General features: G+C 68.4%; 19 protein-coding genes. 11 read left to right on the forward strand and 8 right to left on the reverse strand.

Translation table 11 applies throughout. The features are described 5' to 3' along the window. The 3 genes from GOARA_RS02120 to GOARA_RS02130 all read left to right on the forward strand — a co-directional run. Positions 1-885, forward strand: an 885-nt coding sequence (locus GOARA_RS02120) for an IS256 family transposase (protein WP_007320634.1), incomplete at its 5' end; no start/stop codon positions are given. A 78-nt stretch (positions 886-963) separates the two neighbouring features. Continuing rightward, positions 964-1455: a hypothetical protein gene (locus tag GOARA_RS02125; RefSeq protein WP_007320635.1), complete on the forward strand. Its 492-nt coding sequence runs from the start codon at positions 964-966 to the stop codon at positions 1453-1455. Continuing rightward, a complete protein-coding gene (locus GOARA_RS02130; protein WP_138947499.1) occupies positions 1412-2086 on the forward strand; it encodes a DUF6745 domain-containing protein in 675 nt (224 codons plus the stop codon). The genes GOARA_RS02125 and GOARA_RS02130 overlap by 44 nt, the downstream gene beginning before the upstream one ends. Before the next feature lie 40 nt (positions 2087-2126). Here GOARA_RS02130 and GOARA_RS02135 read toward each other — a convergent pair whose 3' ends face one another. The 3 genes from GOARA_RS02135 to GOARA_RS02145 form a co-directional block, all read right to left on the reverse strand. Then, positions 2127-2435 carry a hypothetical protein gene (locus GOARA_RS02135; RefSeq protein ID WP_007320637.1) on the reverse strand — a complete coding sequence of 103 codons (309 nt, stop codon included), beginning with the start codon at positions 2433-2435 and terminating at the stop codon, positions 2127-2129. 169 nt (positions 2436-2604) lie between these two features. After that, a complete protein-coding gene (locus GOARA_RS02140; protein WP_040521453.1) occupies positions 2605-3378 on the reverse strand; it encodes a hypothetical protein in 774 nt (257 codons plus the stop codon). A 6-nt stretch (positions 3379-3384) separates the two neighbouring features. Then, entirely contained in the window at positions 3385-3843 is a 459-nt protein-coding gene (locus tag GOARA_RS02145) for a hypothetical protein (RefSeq protein ID WP_007320639.1), read from the reverse strand. A gap of 132 nt (positions 3844-3975) precedes the next feature. Between GOARA_RS02145 and GOARA_RS02150 the strand changes: the two genes are divergently transcribed. Beyond that, positions 3976-4596: a helix-turn-helix transcriptional regulator gene (locus tag GOARA_RS02150; RefSeq protein WP_007320640.1), complete on the forward strand. Its 621-nt coding sequence runs from the start codon at positions 3976-3978 to the stop codon at positions 4594-4596. Here GOARA_RS02150 and GOARA_RS02155 read toward each other — a convergent pair whose 3' ends face one another. From GOARA_RS02155 to GOARA_RS02170, 4 genes are read right to left on the reverse strand one after another with little or no spacing between them, the layout of a single operon-like run. After that, on the reverse strand, positions 4597-7032 hold the full coding sequence (locus GOARA_RS02155) for a RyR domain-containing protein (protein WP_007320641.1): 2436 nt from the start codon (positions 7030-7032) through the stop codon (positions 4597-4599). Beyond that, positions 7029-8168, reverse strand: a complete 1140-nt coding sequence (locus GOARA_RS02160; protein ID WP_007320642.1) for an SLC13 family permease — start codon at positions 8166-8168, stop codon at positions 7029-7031. The genes GOARA_RS02155 and GOARA_RS02160 overlap by 4 nt, the downstream gene beginning before the upstream one ends. Beyond that, positions 8158-9744: a leucine-rich repeat protein gene (locus GOARA_RS02165; protein WP_007320643.1), complete on the reverse strand. Its 1587-nt coding sequence runs from the start codon at positions 9742-9744 to the stop codon at positions 8158-8160. The genes GOARA_RS02160 and GOARA_RS02165 overlap by 11 nt, the downstream gene beginning before the upstream one ends. 40 nt (positions 9745-9784) lie before the next feature. Further along, positions 9785-10810 (reverse strand): hypothetical protein, encoded by a 1026-nt coding sequence (locus tag GOARA_RS02170; RefSeq protein ID WP_040521455.1) that lies wholly within the window; start codon positions 10808-10810, stop codon positions 9785-9787. A gap of 214 nt (positions 10811-11024) precedes the next feature. On the opposite strand from GOARA_RS02170, the gene GOARA_RS02175 reads away from it, so the two are divergent. The 6 genes from GOARA_RS02175 to GOARA_RS02200 are packed head-to-tail and all read left to right on the forward strand — an operon-like array spanning position 11025 to position 17853. Next, positions 11025-12212 (forward strand): hypothetical protein, encoded by a 1188-nt coding sequence (locus tag GOARA_RS02175; protein WP_007320645.1) that lies wholly within the window; start codon positions 11025-11027, stop codon positions 12210-12212. Further along, positions 12209-14086, forward strand: coding sequence for an AAA family ATPase (locus GOARA_RS02180; protein WP_007320646.1), 1878 nt, complete (start codon positions 12209-12211; stop codon positions 14084-14086). Before GOARA_RS02175 ends, GOARA_RS02180 begins: the two co-directional genes overlap by 4 nt. Then, positions 14083-14736, forward strand: coding sequence for a 4Fe-4S single cluster domain-containing protein (locus GOARA_RS02185; RefSeq protein WP_007320647.1), 654 nt, complete (start codon positions 14083-14085; stop codon positions 14734-14736). The genes GOARA_RS02180 and GOARA_RS02185 overlap by 4 nt, the downstream gene beginning before the upstream one ends. Beyond that, on the forward strand, positions 14733-15281 hold the full coding sequence (locus tag GOARA_RS02190) for an FHA domain-containing protein (protein WP_007320648.1): 549 nt from the start codon (positions 14733-14735) through the stop codon (positions 15279-15281). The genes GOARA_RS02185 and GOARA_RS02190 overlap by 4 nt, the downstream gene beginning before the upstream one ends. Next, the gene (locus tag GOARA_RS02195) at positions 15278-16057 is read left to right on the forward strand and encodes a PP2C family protein-serine/threonine phosphatase (protein ID WP_007320649.1); all 780 of its coding nucleotides are present in this window, start codon (positions 15278-15280) and stop codon (positions 16055-16057) included. The genes GOARA_RS02190 and GOARA_RS02195 overlap by 4 nt, the downstream gene beginning before the upstream one ends. Then, a complete protein-coding gene (locus GOARA_RS02200; protein ID WP_007320650.1) occupies positions 16054-17853 on the forward strand; it encodes a protein kinase domain-containing protein in 1800 nt (599 codons plus the stop codon). Before GOARA_RS02195 ends, GOARA_RS02200 begins: the two co-directional genes overlap by 4 nt. 154 nt (positions 17854-18007) lie before the next feature. Here the strand turns inward: GOARA_RS02200 and GOARA_RS02205 are convergent, their stop codons facing one another. Beyond that, positions 18008-19129: a hypothetical protein gene (locus GOARA_RS02205; RefSeq protein ID WP_007320651.1), complete on the reverse strand. Its 1122-nt coding sequence runs from the start codon at positions 19127-19129 to the stop codon at positions 18008-18010. A 149-nt stretch (positions 19130-19278) separates the two neighbouring features. Here GOARA_RS02205 and GOARA_RS18760 point away from each other — a divergent pair, with 149 nt between their 5' ends. Continuing rightward, on the forward strand, positions 19279-20037 hold the full coding sequence (locus GOARA_RS18760; RefSeq protein WP_170265607.1) for a vWA domain-containing protein: 759 nt from the start codon (positions 19279-19281) through the stop codon (positions 20035-20037). Positions 20038-20089 lie beyond the last annotated feature (52 nt).

Raw genomic sequence — 20089 nt, forward strand, 5'->3', positions numbered from 1 at the left:
CCGCTCGGGGTCGATACCGGCATCTCCAAATCGGAGGTCTCCCGTATTTGCGGCGGACTCGATGAGCAGATCACCGAGTTCCGGGAGCGCACTCTGACCCACACCGAGTTCCCCTACATTTTCGCCGACGCCACCTTCTGCAAAGTTCGGGTCGGGGCCCATGTGGTCTCCCAAGCCCTGGTGGTGGTCACCGGGGTATCGAGCTCAGGAACCCGTGAAGTCCTCGGTACCGCCGTCGGAGACTCCGAATCCTATGAGTTCTGGCGCGAGTTCCTGGCCTCACTCAAAGCCCGCGGCCTGCATGGAGTGCATCTGGTCATCTCCGATGCGCACGCCGGATTGAAGGCCGCGGTCGCTGAGCAGTTCACCGGCGCCGCATGGCAACGCTGCCGTGTGCACTTCATGCGGAACCTGCACGGCGCAGTCTCGGGTCGTCAGGCACCGGTGGTCACCGCCGCAGTCCGCACCATCTTCGCTCACACCGACCCGGCAGACCTGGCCGCCCAGTGGGACCAGGTCGCCGACTCCCTGGCCGAGTCGTTTCCCAAAGTGACGGGCATGATGAACGAGGCGAGAACCGATGTGCTGGCGTTCACCGCATTCCCACAAACCCACTGGCAGAAGATCTGGTCCAACAACCCGATCGAGCGGCTCAACAAAGAGATCAAACGACGTGCCGACGTCGTGGAGATCTTCCCCAACCCGCCGGCGTTCCTGCGGTTAGCGACCGCCGTGGTCATCGAAGCCCACGACGAATGGCAAGTCACCCGCCGCTACCTCTCCGAGGTCTCCATGGCCGAACTGCGCCGCACCATCGCAGCCAAACAACACGCCATAGCCACCGCCGCCACCGAAGCCAGCCCCAACGGGCAAGCGATCGCCTAACCTCAAACCGACTCGTTGATCAATGCGCACCAACGCCGATCCCAAGTCCACCACTCAGCGGGGCGCTGTCTGGCGGCAATGTTGAGCGCGGAGCAACTGGAGTACGCCGCCCGGATCGGCGAGTTCTGGGAGCGGCGCGTGCTCTCCACCGAGCGGTGTGACCGCCATGACGTGCGGTATCTCGTGGACCGGGTCTACCAGGCATTCGGATTTTCCCCGCCGAGCACGGTCACCCGGGTGGACTCGCCGGTCGCCGGGATCGCACACGTCATGCGGTTGGCGGCCGATCACCGTCACCTCGGACCACACATGGGCAAGGACCTCCGCGACGACCTCGACGACCAGTTGGAGCGGATGCTGCTCGACGAGGGTTCGCGCACGCTCGACGAGCGGATCTGGCGGGCGTTGGGCGCGCGTGCGCGGTTGGGCCAGGGAACCGAACTCGATCAGCCGATGTGGCGCCCAGATCGTCCGGCAACTCGACGCCGCCGCCGTCGTCCACAAGGAAGACCGGCTGGTCGACCCCTTGGCCTCCTGGTACTGCTCCGAGCTGAGCGCCTGGTGGGATAGGGTGTGGCTCGCCCGGCTGATCTGCGAGACGACGTTCGCCGGGATCAGTGACACCAGCCGGTTGACGGCAGTCGCCGCGCTGACCGCCGCGGTCGGGTGCTGGTGGCCGATGGACGGTGCGGTGGTTGTGGTGGAGCGTCCGACGGTGATCCGCTGCGACGCCATGGGATGCGTGCACGGCGAGGACGGGCCCGCCCTGATCTTCGCCGACGGGTACGCGGTGTACGCGTGGCACGGCACCGCGGTGCCGGCGGACATGATCCACGCGGAGTCGTGGTCGGTCGCCCGGATCCTGGCGGAGCGCAACCTCGAGGTGCGCCGGTGCGCGGCCGAGCACATGGGCTGGGGCGAGTTCCTCACCCGGGCCGGCGCCCAACTGGTCGCCGAGGCACCAGACCCGGGCAACGCGCCGCATCGGCTGGAGTTGTACGACCTCCCCGACGAGATTCTGGAGGCCTACCCCCGTGACGTCCGAGTTTGCTTGTGCACCAACGGGTCACTGGAGCGGGATGGCAGTGCGCGGCGGTACGGCATCGTGGTGCGCGCCGATCTCGACGATCCGGTGGAGGCGATCGCCGATTCATACGGGGTATCGGCGGAGGTCTATCGGGGTCTGCAGGCGCGGCGCTGAGCCGGCCCCGCACACCGTGGCGGTGTGCGGGGCCGGCCGGTCACTCCCATTCGAACGGGGAGTGCAGCATCCGGATCAACGGCTCGGTGAACAGGTCCTCGCCGGGGATCCCCGCGTACTTGCCGAGCGAGCGGATGAGCAGTTCGACCTCGACGATCGCGATCCGTTGCGACTCCGTCTCGGTGGGGAACTCGGCGTCGTCATCGGCGGCCCACTCGCGCAGCCGGCGGCGGTGCACCCCCGATGCGGCCCGGAGTAGTTCCGAGCGGATCCGGTGGATCATCTCCGGGTCGCGCACCTTGCGGCGCTCGATCGCGTCCTCGACGACGTCGGGGTTGTGGCTGTTCATTTCTCCTCCTTGTGTGGACAGGGCTCAGGGCAGAGCTCACCCCGGATGGGGCGTCGGTGAAGGAGCGAATGCTCGCGATTCGCGCTGGGCGCGGATCCACCAAACTAGCCGTTTCCCCACCGGTGGGCAAGGGGTCGGCCGGGTGAGGGGGCAGCAGGGCGGGGAGTCGTCAGGGCTGGGCGTCGTCGCGGTAGAGGTACCGGTCGCGACGCTGCATGACCTCTTGGACGTGGTTGAGGACGGGTTGGTAGAAGTCCTTGTGGTGCTGGCTCTCCAACACGCTCGAGCCGACGAAGGCGACCGCGGCCACCGAGGCGATCAGGATGCACACCTGGATCAGGACCTGCGGGAGGAACGGCGTACCGATGCGGAAGAGGGTGCCCTGCTCGAGCCACGGCCCGTTCGGGTTGGCCGCCACCGCACCGCTCACCGCGTCGTCGGGGTGAAGCGTCACCATCGAGCAGTGCGAAACCAGGTCGGGCACCTGACCCGGGTTGGCGTTGACCACTCCCGGGCAGATCCAGTCGAGCATCACGTCCTGCGGCACCAGCACGGTGGCCAAGAGGGTGAAGAACAGGAAGGTCATCACCGCCAAGAGGAGTGCCTGCGTGAACTGGACGATGACGACGAGGGCGACCGCGTTCAACCGCTCGGCCCGGGTCAACGGGCGGTAGTCGCCGCGCTCGAGGGCCTCCTGCCGGGAGTGGCGGAGGTTGTCGATCGCCGCGACCAGGATGAACGCCACTCCGGCGAGTCCCAGCAACAGGGCCGCCGACCACAGCCGGGCGCGCGACATGTGGGCGGTGAGTTGCCAGGCCTCCGGCGCACAGAGGAAGAACAGGATGGTCAGCACGAGCATCGGGATCATCTTCCCGACGAAGGCCCACACCGACGCGACCTGCCGCACCGCCTGCTGCGCAGCCCACCGCGGGATGCTCCCCACCCCCCACTAGGCGACGACCAGGGCGATGATCGCCGAGACCACCGCCGAGCACGCGGTGACCGCGGCCGCCGACCCGCCGTCGAGCGCCCACACGGCGGCCACCGCCGCCGCCACGACCGCCGCTGCGGCGACCACCGCCGCCGCGGCGGCGCGCCACGAGCGGGGGAGCAAGCGGAGGACCAGTCCGACCACCCAGGTGACGACCACCGGAAACAGGACCGCGATGGGGAAGATCAGCAGATAGACGGCGTGCTTGATTCCGTGGTCGTTGCGCCATCCCGCGAAGAAGTTCCATCCCGAGACGAGTAAGGCGACCTCCACCGCGAGTGCAAGGACTCCGACGAAGACCGGGGTGGCCCGGACCAACAGTCGGCGTTTGCGCACGGCGGCTTCGACGGAGGTGGGAAAGCCGTTGTCGCGCAGCCATTGTTCGGCCTCGCGGAAGTCGGTGTGGCCGGCGGTCACTGGTCTGCGCCCGGGTCCGGGGTGCCTCGCATGACCGATCACCTTACGCGCGTCGCGCGCGCTGGCGACTCGTGTGGGGAAACGGCTTCCGGGTACCGGTATGCCCGCCGCCGCAAGCACAGGAGGAACCCCATGAGTGAAGCGCTCGATTGGACCGCGACCCCGGCAGCACCCGTGGTCGTCGTCACGGATGGATCGGCATTCGATTGCGCCGCCGCCGCACTGGTCGAGAAATGCGGCTACCGCGCCGATCTCGTCCCGCTGAACGGCGTTGCCGACCAGCGTCCGCGAGTGGTCATCGTGCGCGACGAACTCATGGCGGCGCGGGTCGCGCGGGACCTGCCCGGTCGGCCGGTCCCACTCGTCGTCCTCATCCCGTCCGGACAGTCGTCGCGGCGGGTGGGGCGCACCCACCTGTTGCGCGGATCCTCGGCGGCCAGCGAACTCGGCCGGATCCTGCACAATGCCGTCGGGCCCGCAGCCGGCACCCGGCGCGACCTCGTCCACCTGTCCCACCGCGAGCGCGAAGTCGTCACCGAGTACGTGCTGGGCGCGACGATCACCGAAACCGCTCAGCGGTTCACGCTCGCGGAGGCGACTGTGAAGTCGCACAAGCGGCGGGTGGCGGCCAAATACGAGGCGGCCGGACGGCCGGCGCAGAACAAGGCGCAGCTGCTGTTGCAGATGGTCGCCGACGGTTGGATCACGTTGCCGGGGGCCGAGACCGGTCCGGTCCGCACCTCCGGCGCGTGATCACCGGACGGGCGGAAGATCCTCCGGCGGGCACGACTCGTACGAGTCGGTGAAATGCTGGTCGTCGACGACCCACGACTTGCCGGCCGAGTCGGTGACGACCCACTGTTCTTCGGAGACGTCGAGACGACCCTCGGTGGACATCACCGTCTCACCCGGATTACCGGGCCGTGCGGTCACGACCCCGGTACGCCGATACGTTTCGCCGGAGACGTGCTCATAGGTCCGTTGGAACGCCTCGTCGGCGACCGACCACGAGGGGCCGCCGTCGGTCTCGTGGACCTCCCAGTCGCCCGCCGCCGCCGTCATCGCCGCGCCCGTCCGCGTCGTCCAGGTCCACCCCTCGGCGCGCTGGCGTGCGACGACTTCGCCGCGTCGGCGGAAGTACATGTTCATGGGCACGAATCCGATGGTCGCAAGTGAGTCCAGTGCTTCGCCGACGGACTCGACGACGTAGCGGCGAGAATAGTCGTCGAGCTCCTCCCACGGCACCAGGGACGGATGCCGCAGGGTGCGCCATCGCTTCTCCCGGCGCTCCCCGGGGGCCCACCCGTGGGCGACGTAATAGTCGCACCAGGATTGGTGCTCGAGCTCGGCGAACCGCTCGATCTCCTCGGGCCTCAGCGGCGCGGCGACGGGGGTCCCGATCTTGGGCCGGTGCCACACCCGGCCCGCGCGGGAGGCGATTTCCAGCGCGGCGCCCACCCGTCGGACGCCGCTCTCCCGGTAGAAGTCCGACAACTCTTCCCACGGCCGGGTGTTGGGCTTGCCCGGATCGGCTCGCTCGCCCAGGTGGGCCAGGTAATCCTCGTGCATCCGACGGGCGATCCGGTCCCAGCCTGTTTCGGAGATCACCACCGCGTCGGAACCGGGCAAGGTCGACAGCAGCGTCGGGCCGAAGTGCAGCGCAGTCCCGACGACGGTGGTCGACCCGACGCCGGCGGTTCCCGGGCTGTGGGCCAACAGTCGGATCCCGGGAATGCGCGCGGCCAACCGGTTGACGAGCTGGTCGGAGTCCGGTGCGCTGGGTTCGGTGATGATCACAAATGGCGCAACACTGTCCGCGAGGAGCGCTCGAACCGTCAGCACGTCGGGTTTCGACTCCACCGCGACGACCTCGACGCCGTGGTTGAAAGGGGGGAACCCGCGTTGTTTCCCCTGGTGATCGGCTACGAGATCGTTGGCGCCCTCGCCGATGACGGTGACGCGGAGCGGCGACGGCGCCGCGGTCGCCGACTTCTCCCGCCGGTGCTGGACCAACTCGTCGACGACGGCCAGGGCCAGCGTGTCCGTGCCGATGATGACGATCCCGGTGCACTCCGAGGCGGTGAGGGTATTGATCACGGCCTCGGCGGTCACATTGTTGATGCCGACCGTGTCACCGAGCATCTGGGTGTCGGCGAGCGCCTGCCGGCGCCGCCAGCTGTTCGCCTGGGCGGGATTGTCGAAGCGGACGATCAGACGCGGCCGTGCGCCGTCGTCGCGGGATATGTGAGAGACCCCGGTCAGGGCGGCGACGACGCGTGCGGACTCGTCGATCCGGTCGTTCAAGACGTAGGCGGCGTGGAGGACGCTTCGCCGCCCGCCGATCCCCCACCGGGACAGCAGGCTCCACAGGAATCGGGGGTCGCCGGGATCGCCGACGACGACGAGGACACCCATCTGGCGGACCTCGTCGAGCCTCGGGTGGCTGTGGTCGGCCTCCACCACGACCACCCGTGACCCCAGGGTGCGTTGGCGGTTGAGGACCCCGATGACCGGGATCGTGTTGTCGTCGAGACCGGTGACCAGGACGACCGAGGGGGTCAGGTGGGCCAGCAGGCGGTCCCGGCTGGCCCGGAGCGGGGTGGTCAATGCGGCCATCACGCCGAGAAAGGTCGTCATGATCGCGGTGAGGCGCGCGATCTGGATGGCCAGCGGCATCGGTGCTCCGCAGCCCTGCGGCGGGGCGGTGAAGACGTTCTCGACGCTGCCGACGAAGAGGGAGAGGGTCCACGCCAGCGGTGTCCAGACGGGGGCCTGGTCACCGGTGCACCGCGCGTACGTCGGCATCGCCAAGGCAACGGCGGTAATACTCAGGACCACCCCGGCCACCAGGGCCACCGAGTGGCGCTCCTGGCGGCGTGGCCACCAATACGCCCACACCAAGCCGCCGGCGATGGCACATGCGACGACGAAGGCGAGGCCCGAGGCCGGGGAGGTGAGTCGTTGAAGCCACACCGGCCAGTCCTTGGTGGCGCCCGGATCGGCTCCGGCAGCAGCCACGGCGCCGATGAAGGCGATACCGGCCAGGCCCAAGAGCACCAGGGTGACGTTCGGCAGGCGGGAGTGGCGCGGGTCCGGACGGTTCTGCCGCGGGCGGACGACCCGCCCGGCCAGGATCAGCCGCTTCATCCGCAGGCGGAACGGTATGGCGAAGGGGTCGGTCTTGGTCATAAGGCCCCCGATGCGAACAGGGCCTGCATCGATACCAACAGCACCGCCAGAAACCCGAAGTTGATAATCGAGAATATCCGCATGAAGCGCCGGGACTCGCCGGGTTGGTACTGGTTGTAGTGGCGCAGTGCGATCAGGCTTGCCAGGGAGGCGATGACGGTGCCGACGCCGCCGATGTTCACCCCGACCAAGAGCTGCTGGTAGTTGTCGGTGAAGGGGGCGAACAGGAAAGCGGTCGGGACGTTCGAGATGAACTGGCTGGCCAAGGCGCTCAAGACGAGGACGCGCCCATCGAGCACGTCCGACAGGACGGTATCCACCGCATGGATCTGCTTGATGTTGCCGGTGAGCAGGAAGAATGCGACGAATGTCAGCATCAGCCCGTAATCGACGGAGCGGAGGGCGGCCCGGTCGACGAGGAGGAGTGCACCGATCACGATGGCCCCGCTCCACACCGGGACGACGCGCAGCACAATCGCGACGACGATGCCGAAGAGTAAGGCGTACAGCACGGCCCGACGGACGTCGACGGTTCCGACCGAGTCAAACGGGGTCACCGGCTTCGACCGCACCGCCGCGGAGACGGCGAGGATCAGCACCACCGAGATGAGGAACGGTGGTGACATCACCCGGAGGAACTCGAGGAACGGAATGTGGAACTGCTGGTACAGGTAGAGGTTTTGGGGGCTGCCGAACGGGGTGATCATTCCGCCGAGGTTGGCGGCAACGGCCATCATCACAAACGTGAATGCCAGATAGCGCAGGTTGCCGGTGTTCTTCAGCGCCGTGTAGGCCAGGGGCAGGAAAGCGATCAGCGCCATGTCGTTGGTGATCAGCATCGAAGCGACGAGCGCCAGGAAGACCAACCCGATGATGAGTGCGCGCCGGGATCGCAGCCACCGCACCGTGACCTCGGCCAACTCGTTGATCACGTGGGCGTTTTCCAGCGCCCGGACGACGGCGAGGAAGCAGAAGAGGCTCACCAGCGTGCGGGGCTCGAAATAGTGGAGGTACTCCCGCGACGGACGGACGACGAAACACGAGGCCAGCGCCAGCACCGACGCGACGATCAGGAACAGGTGGCTCTTGACGAAACCGCCGAGTCCCGGCGCAGTCGCCGGTGACTCAGCCGGCATGGTGGATGCCGTTGGCCTCGCAGTACCGGTGGGCGAAGGATCCGGGTGAGCACTCGACCACGAGGTTGGGGCAGTCCAGGAACGCGCCCCAACCGATGTGCCAAACCCGGTCGGGCACGACGAGGCGGCGCAGTGCCGTGCATCCGCGGAAGGCGATGTCGTCAATCCGGGACACCGAGTCGGGCAGCACGATCTCACTGATGTTTTCCGCCGAGTAGAAGGCGCCCTCCCCGATGTCGTCAACGCTGTCGGGGACCGTGAGGTACTCGAGGTTGTCCGCCTGGGTGAAGGACCAATCGCAGATGGTCACGACACTGTCGGGGATATCGAAGGACGTAGCCGCTTTCGCCGAGGGGTACGCCACCAACTGGCTCCGGCTCTTGTTGTAGAGGACGCCGTCGATCGCCTTGTAATAGCGGTTTGCCGGCTCGACCGTGTACTCGTCGAGCGCGGTGCATTCGCGGAAGGCATCGCTGCTGATGTAGGTGAGTCCCGCCGGTAGTCGGACCTTGACGAGCGAAACGCATCCTTTGAACCCGTAGCGGCCGATCTTCGACAGGTTCGCGGGGAAGTCGACGTTCTTGAGCGACGTGCAATCGGCGAAGGCGCTGGCATCGATCTTGAAGAGGGCCGGGGGGAGGTAGAGGTTGTTGAGCTTTTCGCAGTCCTCGAAGGCCGATTCGCCGACGATGCTGAGCGAGTGGGGGAAGGTGAAGTTCTCGAGCGATCCACACGAGTTGAACGACGCCTCGGCAATCTCCTCGCACGTATCGGGGATGTCGACGTCGGTGAGCGACGCGCAGTTCTCGAAGCACCGGCCGATGAACAATGTCTTCGGGTTCTGGACCCGGACCTTGGTGAGCCGCACACAATCGCGGAAGGCGCTGTGCCCGACCGTCTCGAGGCCGGGGCCGAGGGAGAGCTCCCGGAGATTGGAGCACCCCCGAAACGCGCGGGCGCCGATGCTGCGGAGCGATTCGGGCAGGCTGACCCGTTCGAGCTGGAGGCATTCCCGGAAGGCGTCGTCAGCGATGGAGTGAACCCCGTCGGGCACGGTGATGTCGGCGCCGTTGTCTTCGCAACTGAGCACCACGCCGTCTTCGATCTCCAACCGCTTCATCGTCTCCGGCGGCAGGCTCTTGATCAGGCGGTCGACGTAGCGCTGTTCGCCGGTGTGGGCCTTGACGTGCTGGAGGGTGTCGAGGATCAGCTTGAGCGGGGCGGGAACCTCGACGTCGGGTTCGAGCAGGATCGGATAGATCCGCTTGCCCAATTGGTGCGCGGTGATGATCTCCATGCCGCAGTACTTCGAGTTCATCGACGCCTTCGACATGAACAGCACGACCGCTGTGCAGTCGTCGATCTTGCGGTGCAGCTCGCGTCGGAAGTCCTCGCCGGTCTCCATCGTGTCGTCGTACCAGAATCGGAACTTCAGGTCCTGGAGCTGGTGCAGGATGCCGTAGACCTCATCGGTGTTGACGTGCGAGTAGCTGATGAACAGATACTCCTCGGTGCCCTCGTGCGCCTCCAACAGGTCGGTGACGGCGCGAACCGGGATCGTCGTCGAGTCGGTCATGGGGATATCCCACCCTTCTTTTGTGTGGATCGGTCACGGGTCAGCCCGTGAACCAGCCGATCACGATGGCCAGAGCGATTCCGATACATGCCACCCAGACGACGACGTAGCCAACGATCAGCATGACGTAGGTCCACTGGTGCAGGATGCCCAACACGGATCCGACCGCCGCGACGGCGATGATGACGGCCTCTGCGGTGGAATAGCGGTTCTCCGAATCCGGGTCGCCCGATGGCGCCCGGCCCGACTTCCACACGTTCATCACGATGATCAGCACCGTGCACGGGATGACCCACCAGGCCAGGTCGTCGGTGCGCGATACCCCGCCGAACCAGGACACCACCGCCTGCCAGAAACCCCAGACACTCCCCGCCTCGCGTCGGGCCCACTTGTCGGCGCTGTGCGCCAGGGTGGGGGAGGCGCTGGCCATGAGTTGATAGCCGCCGAGGAGGACACCCGCCCAGGACGCGCGGCTCGCGATGCGCAGCTTCGCGCTGGCGGAGGCGGACAACAGCGGGTTCCCGGCGGTGGCCACCGCCGGGGTGTTGTTCGACAGCCAGGCGGCACCGGCGTAGGCCAGCGTCGTAGTCAGGATCGGCAGGAAGAACAACTGTGAGCTGCCGGCGACGCCGAGCCACCAGCCGAGGGAGAAGCCGAGCGAGGTACAGACCGCCAGAATCCAGCGCAGCGGCCGCCCCAGGGCCCGGTCGGAGAAATAGCAGGCCGCGGTGGCCAGGATCGCGCTGATCGCGACACTGATGACCAGGTACCAGACGAGAGACGGGGACGGGTGTTCCAAGTCGAATCCGGCGAAGATCACCAGGCAATAGGGCACCGCGAACAGCACTTTGGTCAGGCCGCGCAGCGATTCGGCGCGGCGCTGGGCACGCTCTTCGGCCGCCCGGGCCTGGGCCTGCGCAGCCGCCTCCCGGCGCTGCGCCTCGAGGCGTGCGCGTTCGGATTGCTCGGCGCGCTCGCGGCGCACCCGCTCGTCGGTGGCGTCGGCATCCGCGGAGGCGGCGAGTGCAGACGCCGCGATCAAACGGCTCAGTGCCTCGTCGTCCACGGTCAACCCCTTTCGAATCTCGTTCTATACCAACCCGGGGCCCCAGAAGCGCCAACGACGGGGATTATCACCCGATCGGGCCAGGGAAGGCGGGCCTGGCGCGGTCGCCAAGCGGTTACTCACCTCTTTGGGTCCTTTACCGGTTTGTCCCCGAATCCCGGCCGCCTCCTCGCCTAGGGTGGACGCTGCAGGCCGGGGCAGGAGGAGGGTGGCAGTGAGCGGTCCGAAAGGGATCGAGTACGAACTCGCCCAAGCCCGGCGGCGCCTGGAGGAGGCACGCGCGCGCTGGCAGGGACTGCGGGCGCGGTGCGACCACCTCGCCCGCCGCGCCGCGGCCCACGGGGTAGCGGTCCCGGCGGTGGCGGTGCCCGAGGCGCTCGGTGACACCGCCGACGACGTCGAGGCCGTGTGCGCCCGGTTCGAGGAGCAGATCGTCGGTGCCGAGGAGCTGTTGAACGCCGCTCTCGTGGAGCGCGCGGGGCGGGCCGTGGCCATCGACATCTCGGCCGGTCTCGACCAGATCGCGGCCCACGACGACGCGGCGCGCCGGGCCGCCGGCAGTCAAGCATCGCCGGCCAGTCAAGCCGAACTGGGCGATGCCGCACCGGCTTTCGATGTCGGCGCGCATCGCCGTGAGGTGGTTGATCGCCTGCGGGCGGCCGCGTTCGTCGACGCCGCGGTCGAGCGCGCCGCCCGCAGCGCCGCGACCGCCAGCACCGCGGCCGAGGCGGCGATGAGCCTGTCGGAACTGTCGTCGACGATCGCCCGGGCGGCCCGCACGCGGGAACACCGCCAGGCACAGCTGTCGCAACTGGGTGCCGTGCGGGCCGCCGTGGGCGCATTGCTGCGCCCGGCGGCGCTGAGCCAGCGCCTCGACCGGGTGGAGGCGTCGATCGACGGTGGCGCCGACGAATCCGCCGCCCTCGACCAGATCGTTGTGCTCGCCCGGACGCAGGCGGCCGACGAACAACGCGAGCGCGACCGTCGCGCCGTCCTGGATTCGCTGCGCGCCTCCCTGGGCGAACTCGGCTACGCCACCGTCGACGTCGGGCTCGACACGCCCGATTCGCTGGTCGCCCGACGTGCCGGTGACGGCCACGCGGTGCAGGTGAGCGTCGGCGACGAGGTCGACATCCGGTCCGTCGTCGCCGACGGACAGGCGACGACCCCGGCCCAGGACAAGGCTGCCGACGATGCCCTGTGCGAGGCTCTGCCGGAGCTGCTGGAGGCGATGACCGCCGACGGCATCACCCCCGGCCGGGTCCGCAAGCAACCCGCCGGACTGGTGCCGGCGAAACGGATCCCAGGTCTGGCGACGGTTCCGTCGACCGGCGGCACCGCCGAGAAGGCGGATCGGCCCGCCCGCAAGCGCCGGCCGCGCCAACAGGGGGCGGGCCGATGACCTCCGGGCAGGCCGACGTCGCGGGGTGGGCCGCGCAGACGCCGACGTGGCTGCGCGAGGCCGACGTCGCGCTGGCGGCCAGCCCGCAGATCGCGGTGTGCGGCAACATCCGCGACCTCGTCCCGGTCCCCAACCCCGACTTCCCGCAGGGACCGCCGCTCACCCCGGTGACCGTGGCCCAGGCCGTCGAGCAGATGCTCGTCACCGCCGGGCACACCAACCTCGTCGTCTTCGACCGGTCCGGCGGCGGACGGGCCGTCCTCGACGGCGGCGGGGTCGCGACCGGCCTGATCGGCCAGGCCCAATCCGCGGCCGGCGACGACGCCGGGCCGCTGGCGGTCCTGCGCGAGTTGGTTCGGGCCGTCGCGCAATCGCCGTCGCCGTGCTGCCTGATCATCGAGGGGGCGTCGCGGCTGCGCGTCGACCCCGAGGCGGTCGAGGAACCGATGCACGACCTGCTCGTCACCGCCGAGGCGATGATGCTCGGCGCACCGCGGAACTCCGTCGACGGCCCGCACCGGAGCCCGCTGTACAACTCGGTCTTCTGGCTCCTCGACCGCGAGGGCGACCTGCCGCATTGGCTCGTCGGCAGCGACCTCATGCGCGTGGTCTCGGTGCCCATGCCGTCGCACGGTGACCGGCGCCGGCGCATCCGGGCGCTGATCAACTCGCTGCCGGGGATTGAGCCGATCCCGTTCACCGCACCGCTGGACGAGGCGACCGAGGAGGTCGTCGACCGCTACGCGAGCCAGACCACCGGACTCTCGCTGCGGTCGATCGACGAGGTCAACCGCCTGGCGATCGACCGCGGGATCACCGCCCAGGACATCGACGACGCGATCCGCACCTACCGCGTCGGCATCCCGGACAACCCGTGGCACGAGGGCGATCTCAAATCGAAGCTCAAGGAGGCCACCGAACGGTTGTCGGCCAGCGTGTTCGGCCAGCCCGCCGCGATCCGCAAAGCCGCCGACATCCTCATCCGGTCGTCGATGGGGCTGACCGGCGCCCAGACCACCAGTTCGAGCAACCGTCCGCAGGGTGTGCTGTTCTTCGCCGGGCCGACCGGCGTGGGCAAGACCGAACTGGCCAAGGCGATGGCCGAACTGGTTTTTGGACTCAAGGACGCCTTCCTGCGCTTCGACATGAGCGAGTTCTCCTCCGAGCACGCCGAGGCCCGACTGATCGGCGCGCCGCCCGGATACATCGGGCACAACGCCGGCGGCGAGCTCACCAACGCCATCCGCCAGCAACCGTTCCGGCTCATCTTGTTCGACGAGGTGGAGAAGGCCCACCCGCGGATCTTGGACAAGTTCCTGCAGATCCTCGAGGACGGGCGGCTCACCGACGGCAACGGGTCGACCGTGCACTTCTCCGAGGCACTGATCGTGTTCACGTCCAACCTCGGCGTGTACGTGACCGGTCCGGACGGGGTGCGTCGGCCGGTCGTGCAGCGGGGTGCGCCCTACGAGACGGTCGAGTCCACCATCCGCGCGGCCGTGCAGGAGCACTTCACCAAGGAGATCGGGCGGCCCGAACTGCTCAACCGGATCGGCGACAACATCGTCGTCTTCGACTTCATCGCCGACGAGATCGGCGCGCGCCTGGTGGCGAAGTTCGTCGCCAACATCGTCGACCGCGTCCGGGAGTCCCCGGGCACCGAGTTGACCGTCTCGGATGCGGCCCTGGCGACGTTGACGCAGGCGGCGTGCGCCAACCTCGACTTCGGCGGCCGCGGCGTCGGCAACGTCGTCGAGTCGATGTTGATCAACCCGCTCGCACGGGCGTTGTTCGCCTACGACCAGGTGCCGCCGGCAGTCGTGCTCGAGGAGTTCGTGAACTCCGACGAGGGGTGGAGCGTGGTGCTCCGATGACCCGGATCGACTTGTCGCGCATCCACTTCCCGGTGACCAACCTCGGTCACGGGACGCGGATCGGTGTCTGGGTGCAGGGCTGCACCGTGCACTGCCGCGGGTGCATCTCCCGCGACACCTGGCCCGCCCGGCCCGACGACGCGGTGGAGGTGGATGCCGTCCTCGACCGGATTGCGGCCGACCTGCCGTCGGCGCACGGCGTCACGATCTCCGGTGGCGAGCCCACCGACCAGCCGGCGGCCCTGCACGAGCTGCTCGCCGGGATCGACCGGTTGCGCGGACGGCGCGACGACCTCGACGTCCTCGTCTACACGGGCCGATCGCTGGCCGAAGCGGTCGAACTCGTCCCGGGGTTGGCGGGCCTGGCCGACGTCGTCATCAGCGAGCCGTTCCTCGCCGACCGCGTCGATGCGACGTTGGCGCTGCGCGGCTCGTCGAACCAGGTGGTCACGCCGATGACGGCGCTGGGCCGGCGGCGGTACGGCCGCGTCGACGCCGACCTGGCGCACCAGCGCGACACGATCGGCCTGCACGTCGACGACGACAGCATCTGGATGGTCGGCATCCCGCGGCCGGGAGACTTGGCCGAACTCGAGACCGCCCTGGCAGCCGACGGGATCACCCTGGGTCGGAGGTCGTGGCTGACATGAGTAGCGCCCAGTGCAAACGCGGCCACACCGGCGACCCGCAGCTGACCCCGCAGTGCCGCGAATGCGGTTCGGACTGGATTGTCGACGCCGGGCCGGCGCCCGACCCGGCCCCGGTGGCCCCGGTGGCCCCGGCGGCACCGGGTGGCCGGGTCTCGCTCCGCAAGGGCGAACCGGTCACCGAGGTCGTGTCGCCGACGCCCGCACCCGTGCCCGAGCCGGCGGCGGTGGTGGCTCCGTTGCGATTGACCGTCGGGGCCCGGGCGATTACGATCGCCGACGGGGAGACCGTCGGCCTGGGCCGCAGCCCCGACTATCCGCATGCGGATCTGTTCGCCCCGGAGAGCGGTTTCGACAACGTCTCGCGCATCCATGCGGCGCTGCGCTACGCGGGCGGGCGCGTGTACGTCACCGACCTCGGGTCGTCCAACGGCACGTTCGTCAACGGCACCCGGATCGAGTCGGGGGCGGAGTACGAGGTCCACCCCGGGCAGGCGCTGCGCCTGGCCGCCGACGTACCCCTCGGATTGGATTGGGGGACACCGTGATCCGATCGCTGTGGGTGGCCGTCGCCTCGCACACCGGGCTGGTGCGCGAACACAACGAGGATGCCGTCGGCATCAACGGATTCGCCCTGCAGGGCGACAAGGCGCGAACCCTCTACCTGACGCTGCCGCTCGACCGCCCGCAGGCGATCGCGGTCTGCGACGGGATGGGCGGACACGCCGGCGGCGAGCGGGCCAGTGTGCTGGCGGCCCAACGGTGCACCACCGTCGACGACGCGACCGCCCTCGACCGGGCCTCGGCCGCCGCGCTGCTGCAACAGGCCTCCGACGAGATCAACACGATCTCCGAAACGTCGGCCGAGTACCGCGGGCTGGGGACGACGGTCGTCGGCGCGTACATCGCGCCCGGCGGCGAGGTGCTGATCGTCAACGTCGGCGACGCCCGGGCCTACCGCATGGAGTCGGGGTTCTTGGCGCAACTGACCATCGACCACCGATCCGCCCAGACCGGCAATCTGACGCAGACGCTGGGCGGCGGTCAACGCTGCGTCCTCGAGCCGGCGGCCTACGACACCGTCGTCGACGAGGCGGGCATCCTGCTGTGCTCCGACGGCATCGCCGACTACGTCGACGACGCCGCCGTCAAAGCGGAGCTGACCCGGACCGACTCGCCGCGCTCGGTGCCCGACCGGCTGGTCGAGTTGGCGTTGGCCGGGGGCGGAGGTGACAACGCGACCGCCGTCCACCTGCGCCTCGCCCCGCCCCGACGCACTCCGCAACCGCCCACCGGGCCGCTGACAGAAGGGTTTTCGCGATGACCGATCCGACGCGACTGGACAACACCGGCGACGAGCCCCGGTCGACCCGGCTCGACGGTGCCGCGCAACCGGCGCCCACCAGCCTCGACGGAGCACCGGCCGGCACCCGGTTGGACGCGTTCGCCGATTCGGCGCCCGGGACCCGGCTCGACAACGCCTTCGGCGCCACCGCCGGTGGCGCGCCGAACACCCGGGTCACCGTGCTGCCGTCGGCCCTCGACCCACACCTGACCCCGATCCGCACTCTGGGGCAGGGCGGGGAGGGGACGGTGTATCTCTGCGTGGACAACACCGGGCTGATCGAGCAGGGCGAGCACTTTGCGGTCAAGGTGTACTCGCACGGCTACGAGCCCGAGTTCGCCATTCCGTTCGCCACCCACGAGTTCGCCGCCCAGTTCCCCTATGAGCACGCCGTCGTCGTCTACCGGCGCGACAAGGATCCCGACGGCCGCCACTACGACGTCATGGAGTACTGCGCGCCGGGCACCCTGGTCGACTTCCTCGACAGCCGCCCGGACGGGCGTGTCGCCAACCACACCCAGGGGTTGTCGGTGCTGCACGAGATCGCCACCGTGCTCCACGCGATCCAGGAACCGGACCGCGGGGTGCGGCTGGTGCACGGCGACATCAAACCGGAGAACGTGCTCGTCCGCACCGTCGCCCCGTTCGACATCGTCCTCACCGACTTCGGGATCAGCGTCGCGATGACCAACCGCTCGCGGGTCACCAACAACGGCAAGGGGACGCTGGCCTACAGTGCACCCGGCGCGTTGGTGCAGTCCTCGTTGGAGGCCGACTGGTGGAGCGTGGGCATGATCATGTTCCGCGTGTTGGTGGGCCGCGACTACTTCACCACCCCCGACGGCCGGCGGTTCAGCGACACGACCATCGAATACAACCTGCAAACCGAGAGCATCTCGCTGGACGCACTCGACGGCGTCGACTGGATGAGCGAGTCGGAGCGCGCCCGGTGGAAGCTGCTGTTGACCGGGCTGTTGACCCGCGCCCCCGCCCGGCGCTGGGGGTTCGGCGAGGTCATGGCATGGATCGACGGCGGTTCGCCGACGGTGGACGGCCAAGCGCTGCAACCGGATTCCGGCGGGGCCGACGGCCAGCCGAAGACCCGGGCCCGCGACCCGTACGCCTTTCCCGGATCGGGCAGCCTCTACACCCTCGACGAGATCGGCGTGGCCGCGACGGCGGACCCCGTCGGATTCGCCGGCAGCCTCAGCGGTCAGGGCGCCGAACAGTTCATCCGCTGGGTACAGGCGGAGTTCGGCGCCGAAGCATGGCCGTTCTCGCGGTACCAGAACTCGTGGCCGCCGCATTTGCGGGCCGTGTACTTCTTGGCGCAGATCGCGCCGGAGCAACAGCTCGTCTACCGCGGGTTCGCGTTGAACGGCCGCGCCGATCTGGCGCGTCTCGGCGTTGCCGCGACCACCGACGACGTCGCGGCCGAGGTCGTCGCCGAGTTGCACGGCACCGGGTTGATCGGCGCGTTGGAGAGTCCGCAGCGGCCGGGGTTCGCCGCGGTGGATGCCGATGCGCACGGGGTCGCGGCGGCCAGCGAGAAGATGATCCGAGACAACGGCCAGCTCCAGCGGCTCACCGGCGGCGGTGGTTTTGACGCCGACCGTGGCACCACGGAGAAGCGGGTCCTCGCACGTCTGGTCTACGGCCCGGCACTCGCGGCGAAGGCCGGTGCGGCCGAGCAGGTGGTCACCGCGCTGCGCGGCAACATCGACGCCCATCCGGGGGCGGCCGAGGTCGACTGGTTCCGGGAAATCCGTGGCTAGCGCAGGAGGTCGGTGGCCCAGGGTTGGTTCAACGACAGTCGCCGCCGAAGTCTCACACGATGGGTGATCGCTGCTCTCCGGTGGTCTGGTCGGGACCAGGGGTGCATCAGCAGCCCATCTGAAGCCACCGACCTCAGAATGAGAAACCAGCGGCCTACGCATCATCCTCTACGGTGTAGAGGCTGACCGTCCAGAAGGCCAGCAGGCAGATCACGTAGATGATCCAGAACAGCCAGCTCGGCGCGGTTGATGCCAGCCATTGGCCCGGGGCGGCGAACCAACCGAAGGGTGCGGTGAACGCTGACGGCAACCCGGCTCCCCATCCCGGGTCGTGGTTGGCCATCCATTCGGTGATGAACCCTATTGGGGCGAGGAGGGCCGCGAGGCCGCCGACGAATAATGAGTACACGGAGAGTTTGCGGTAGAGCCCGAAGATGTCGTCAATGAGGCGAACCAGCATCGGGATCAGGAGGATCGCGGCGACGAAGAAGGCTGCTGAGGCGACTCCGTGCGGTGCGTCGGCGCCGAACATACCAACGAACGGACAGATCGTGATTGCCCGGACGATTCCGGAGAACAGTGCGAGTCCGCCACTGAGCGGCAGCACCATCGAGAAGCCGGGTGGGAGAAGACCAGTCGATGATGACGCACTCGCCTGGGCCTTCGCTGTGGAGCTTGATGTGGTGCGTCGCTTCTTCCCGCTCGTGCGTTTGGCGCCGCTCTTCGCTGCGGCGCCCTTGTTGGGGCCGACGGTAGTGCGATAGTTGGTGTTGCTCTTGACCGTGACCGGCGTCGACGGTCGGGTGGATTTGGGTCGGGCACCAGGCCTGGGTGTGTTCGGACGATCCGCATTCGATCCGCTCGTCGACACCGTCTTGTTCGCGGTCGGTTTGCTCGCGGCCGGCGCCACACTGCCCGATCCGTTGATGAAGGACACCGTCGTGTCGGGAAGCGACTTCAGGTCGTTCAGATGGTCGCGGGTTGCGGCGGTGCCGTAAACACTGATGGCCGTCGCGGACGCACTCGTCGCGCCGATCATGTGCAGCAAGTCGCGGCGCAGACCCACCCCGTCGTCGAGGCCGCCGGGTTGCATGGGCGGCAGTGTCAGGTTCACCGGCGCCTGCGCGGCCCGCATACCGGAGAGGATCGCCCTTGCCGACTTGCCGTCGATGACCACGACCCCGGTGAATCCGTCTCCGCACCGATCGCGGAATGCCGGCCAATCGAAGTCGTCGACCCCGGCCGGATCGACTACTGCGATGTGGAGGGCACTCACCGCGTCCACCCTTCCAGACATTGGTAGAGAAACTCACTCTCGGTGCGATGAATTACCCCATTCGGGGGACGTCGATGTTCGTCGTTGTTGGCTAGGGTTTGGGAATCGGGTCTCGCCGAGGACCTGCGAAGGAGTTAAACACAATGGTGGTGAGTCTCGACAAAGCCAACGACGACGCGCGCAAGCGCCTGCCGGTGTACATGGTGCTCGACACCTCGCAAAGCATGCGCGCCGGCGATCCGCCGCGCATCGATGCGGTGCGCGACATCATCCCCAACGTCCAGACCGCGGCGCTTGAAGAACCGGCGCTGCGCGCGAAGGTGCGCATCAGCTACATCGCGATGGCTGATGATGCGCGGGTGGTCGCCCCACTCGGCTTCGCCGACGCGAATGTCGCCGTCGATTTTGAACCGCGCGGTCGGACGAACTACACCGCGGTGTTCAATCTTCTGCGCACTACCTTTGCCGCCGACTTCGCCCGGCTGCAGGCCGACGGTGACGCCGTGTTGCGACCGGTCGTGTTTTTTCTGACCGATGGTGATCCGAACTGCAAGGCCGACGACCGTCAGGCCGCGTTCGACGCATTGATGGCAGATCCGAGTTGGGCGCCGCGGATCCTGATGTTCGGCGTCGGCAACGACGTCACCCTCGCCGACCTCACCCCGTTTACCGGCCCCAAGGGCTTCGCCGTCGTGTGTCGCGACAACCCGGAGAAGACTTCAGCCGACGCGATCGCCGCTGCGATGAGCAACTTCCTCGGAACCATCATCAAGATGGTCGGCAACGGCGCGCTGGCCGGGACCAGCGCCAGCGACGACGACGACATCGACGACTTCATGCGCCAACTCGCCGACGCCTTCCGTGACGACGACGCGATCGCCGCTGGCCTCAACGAGGCGACCGGATAGACATGGGGCGTCGCGCGCAACCGACACCGGCGCCAGGCGCTGAAGCGGGTCC

The organism is Gordonia araii NBRC 100433, assembly GCF_000241265.1.
GTDB classification, from domain to species: Bacteria; Actinomycetota; Actinomycetes; order Mycobacteriales; family Mycobacteriaceae; genus Gordonia; species Gordonia araii.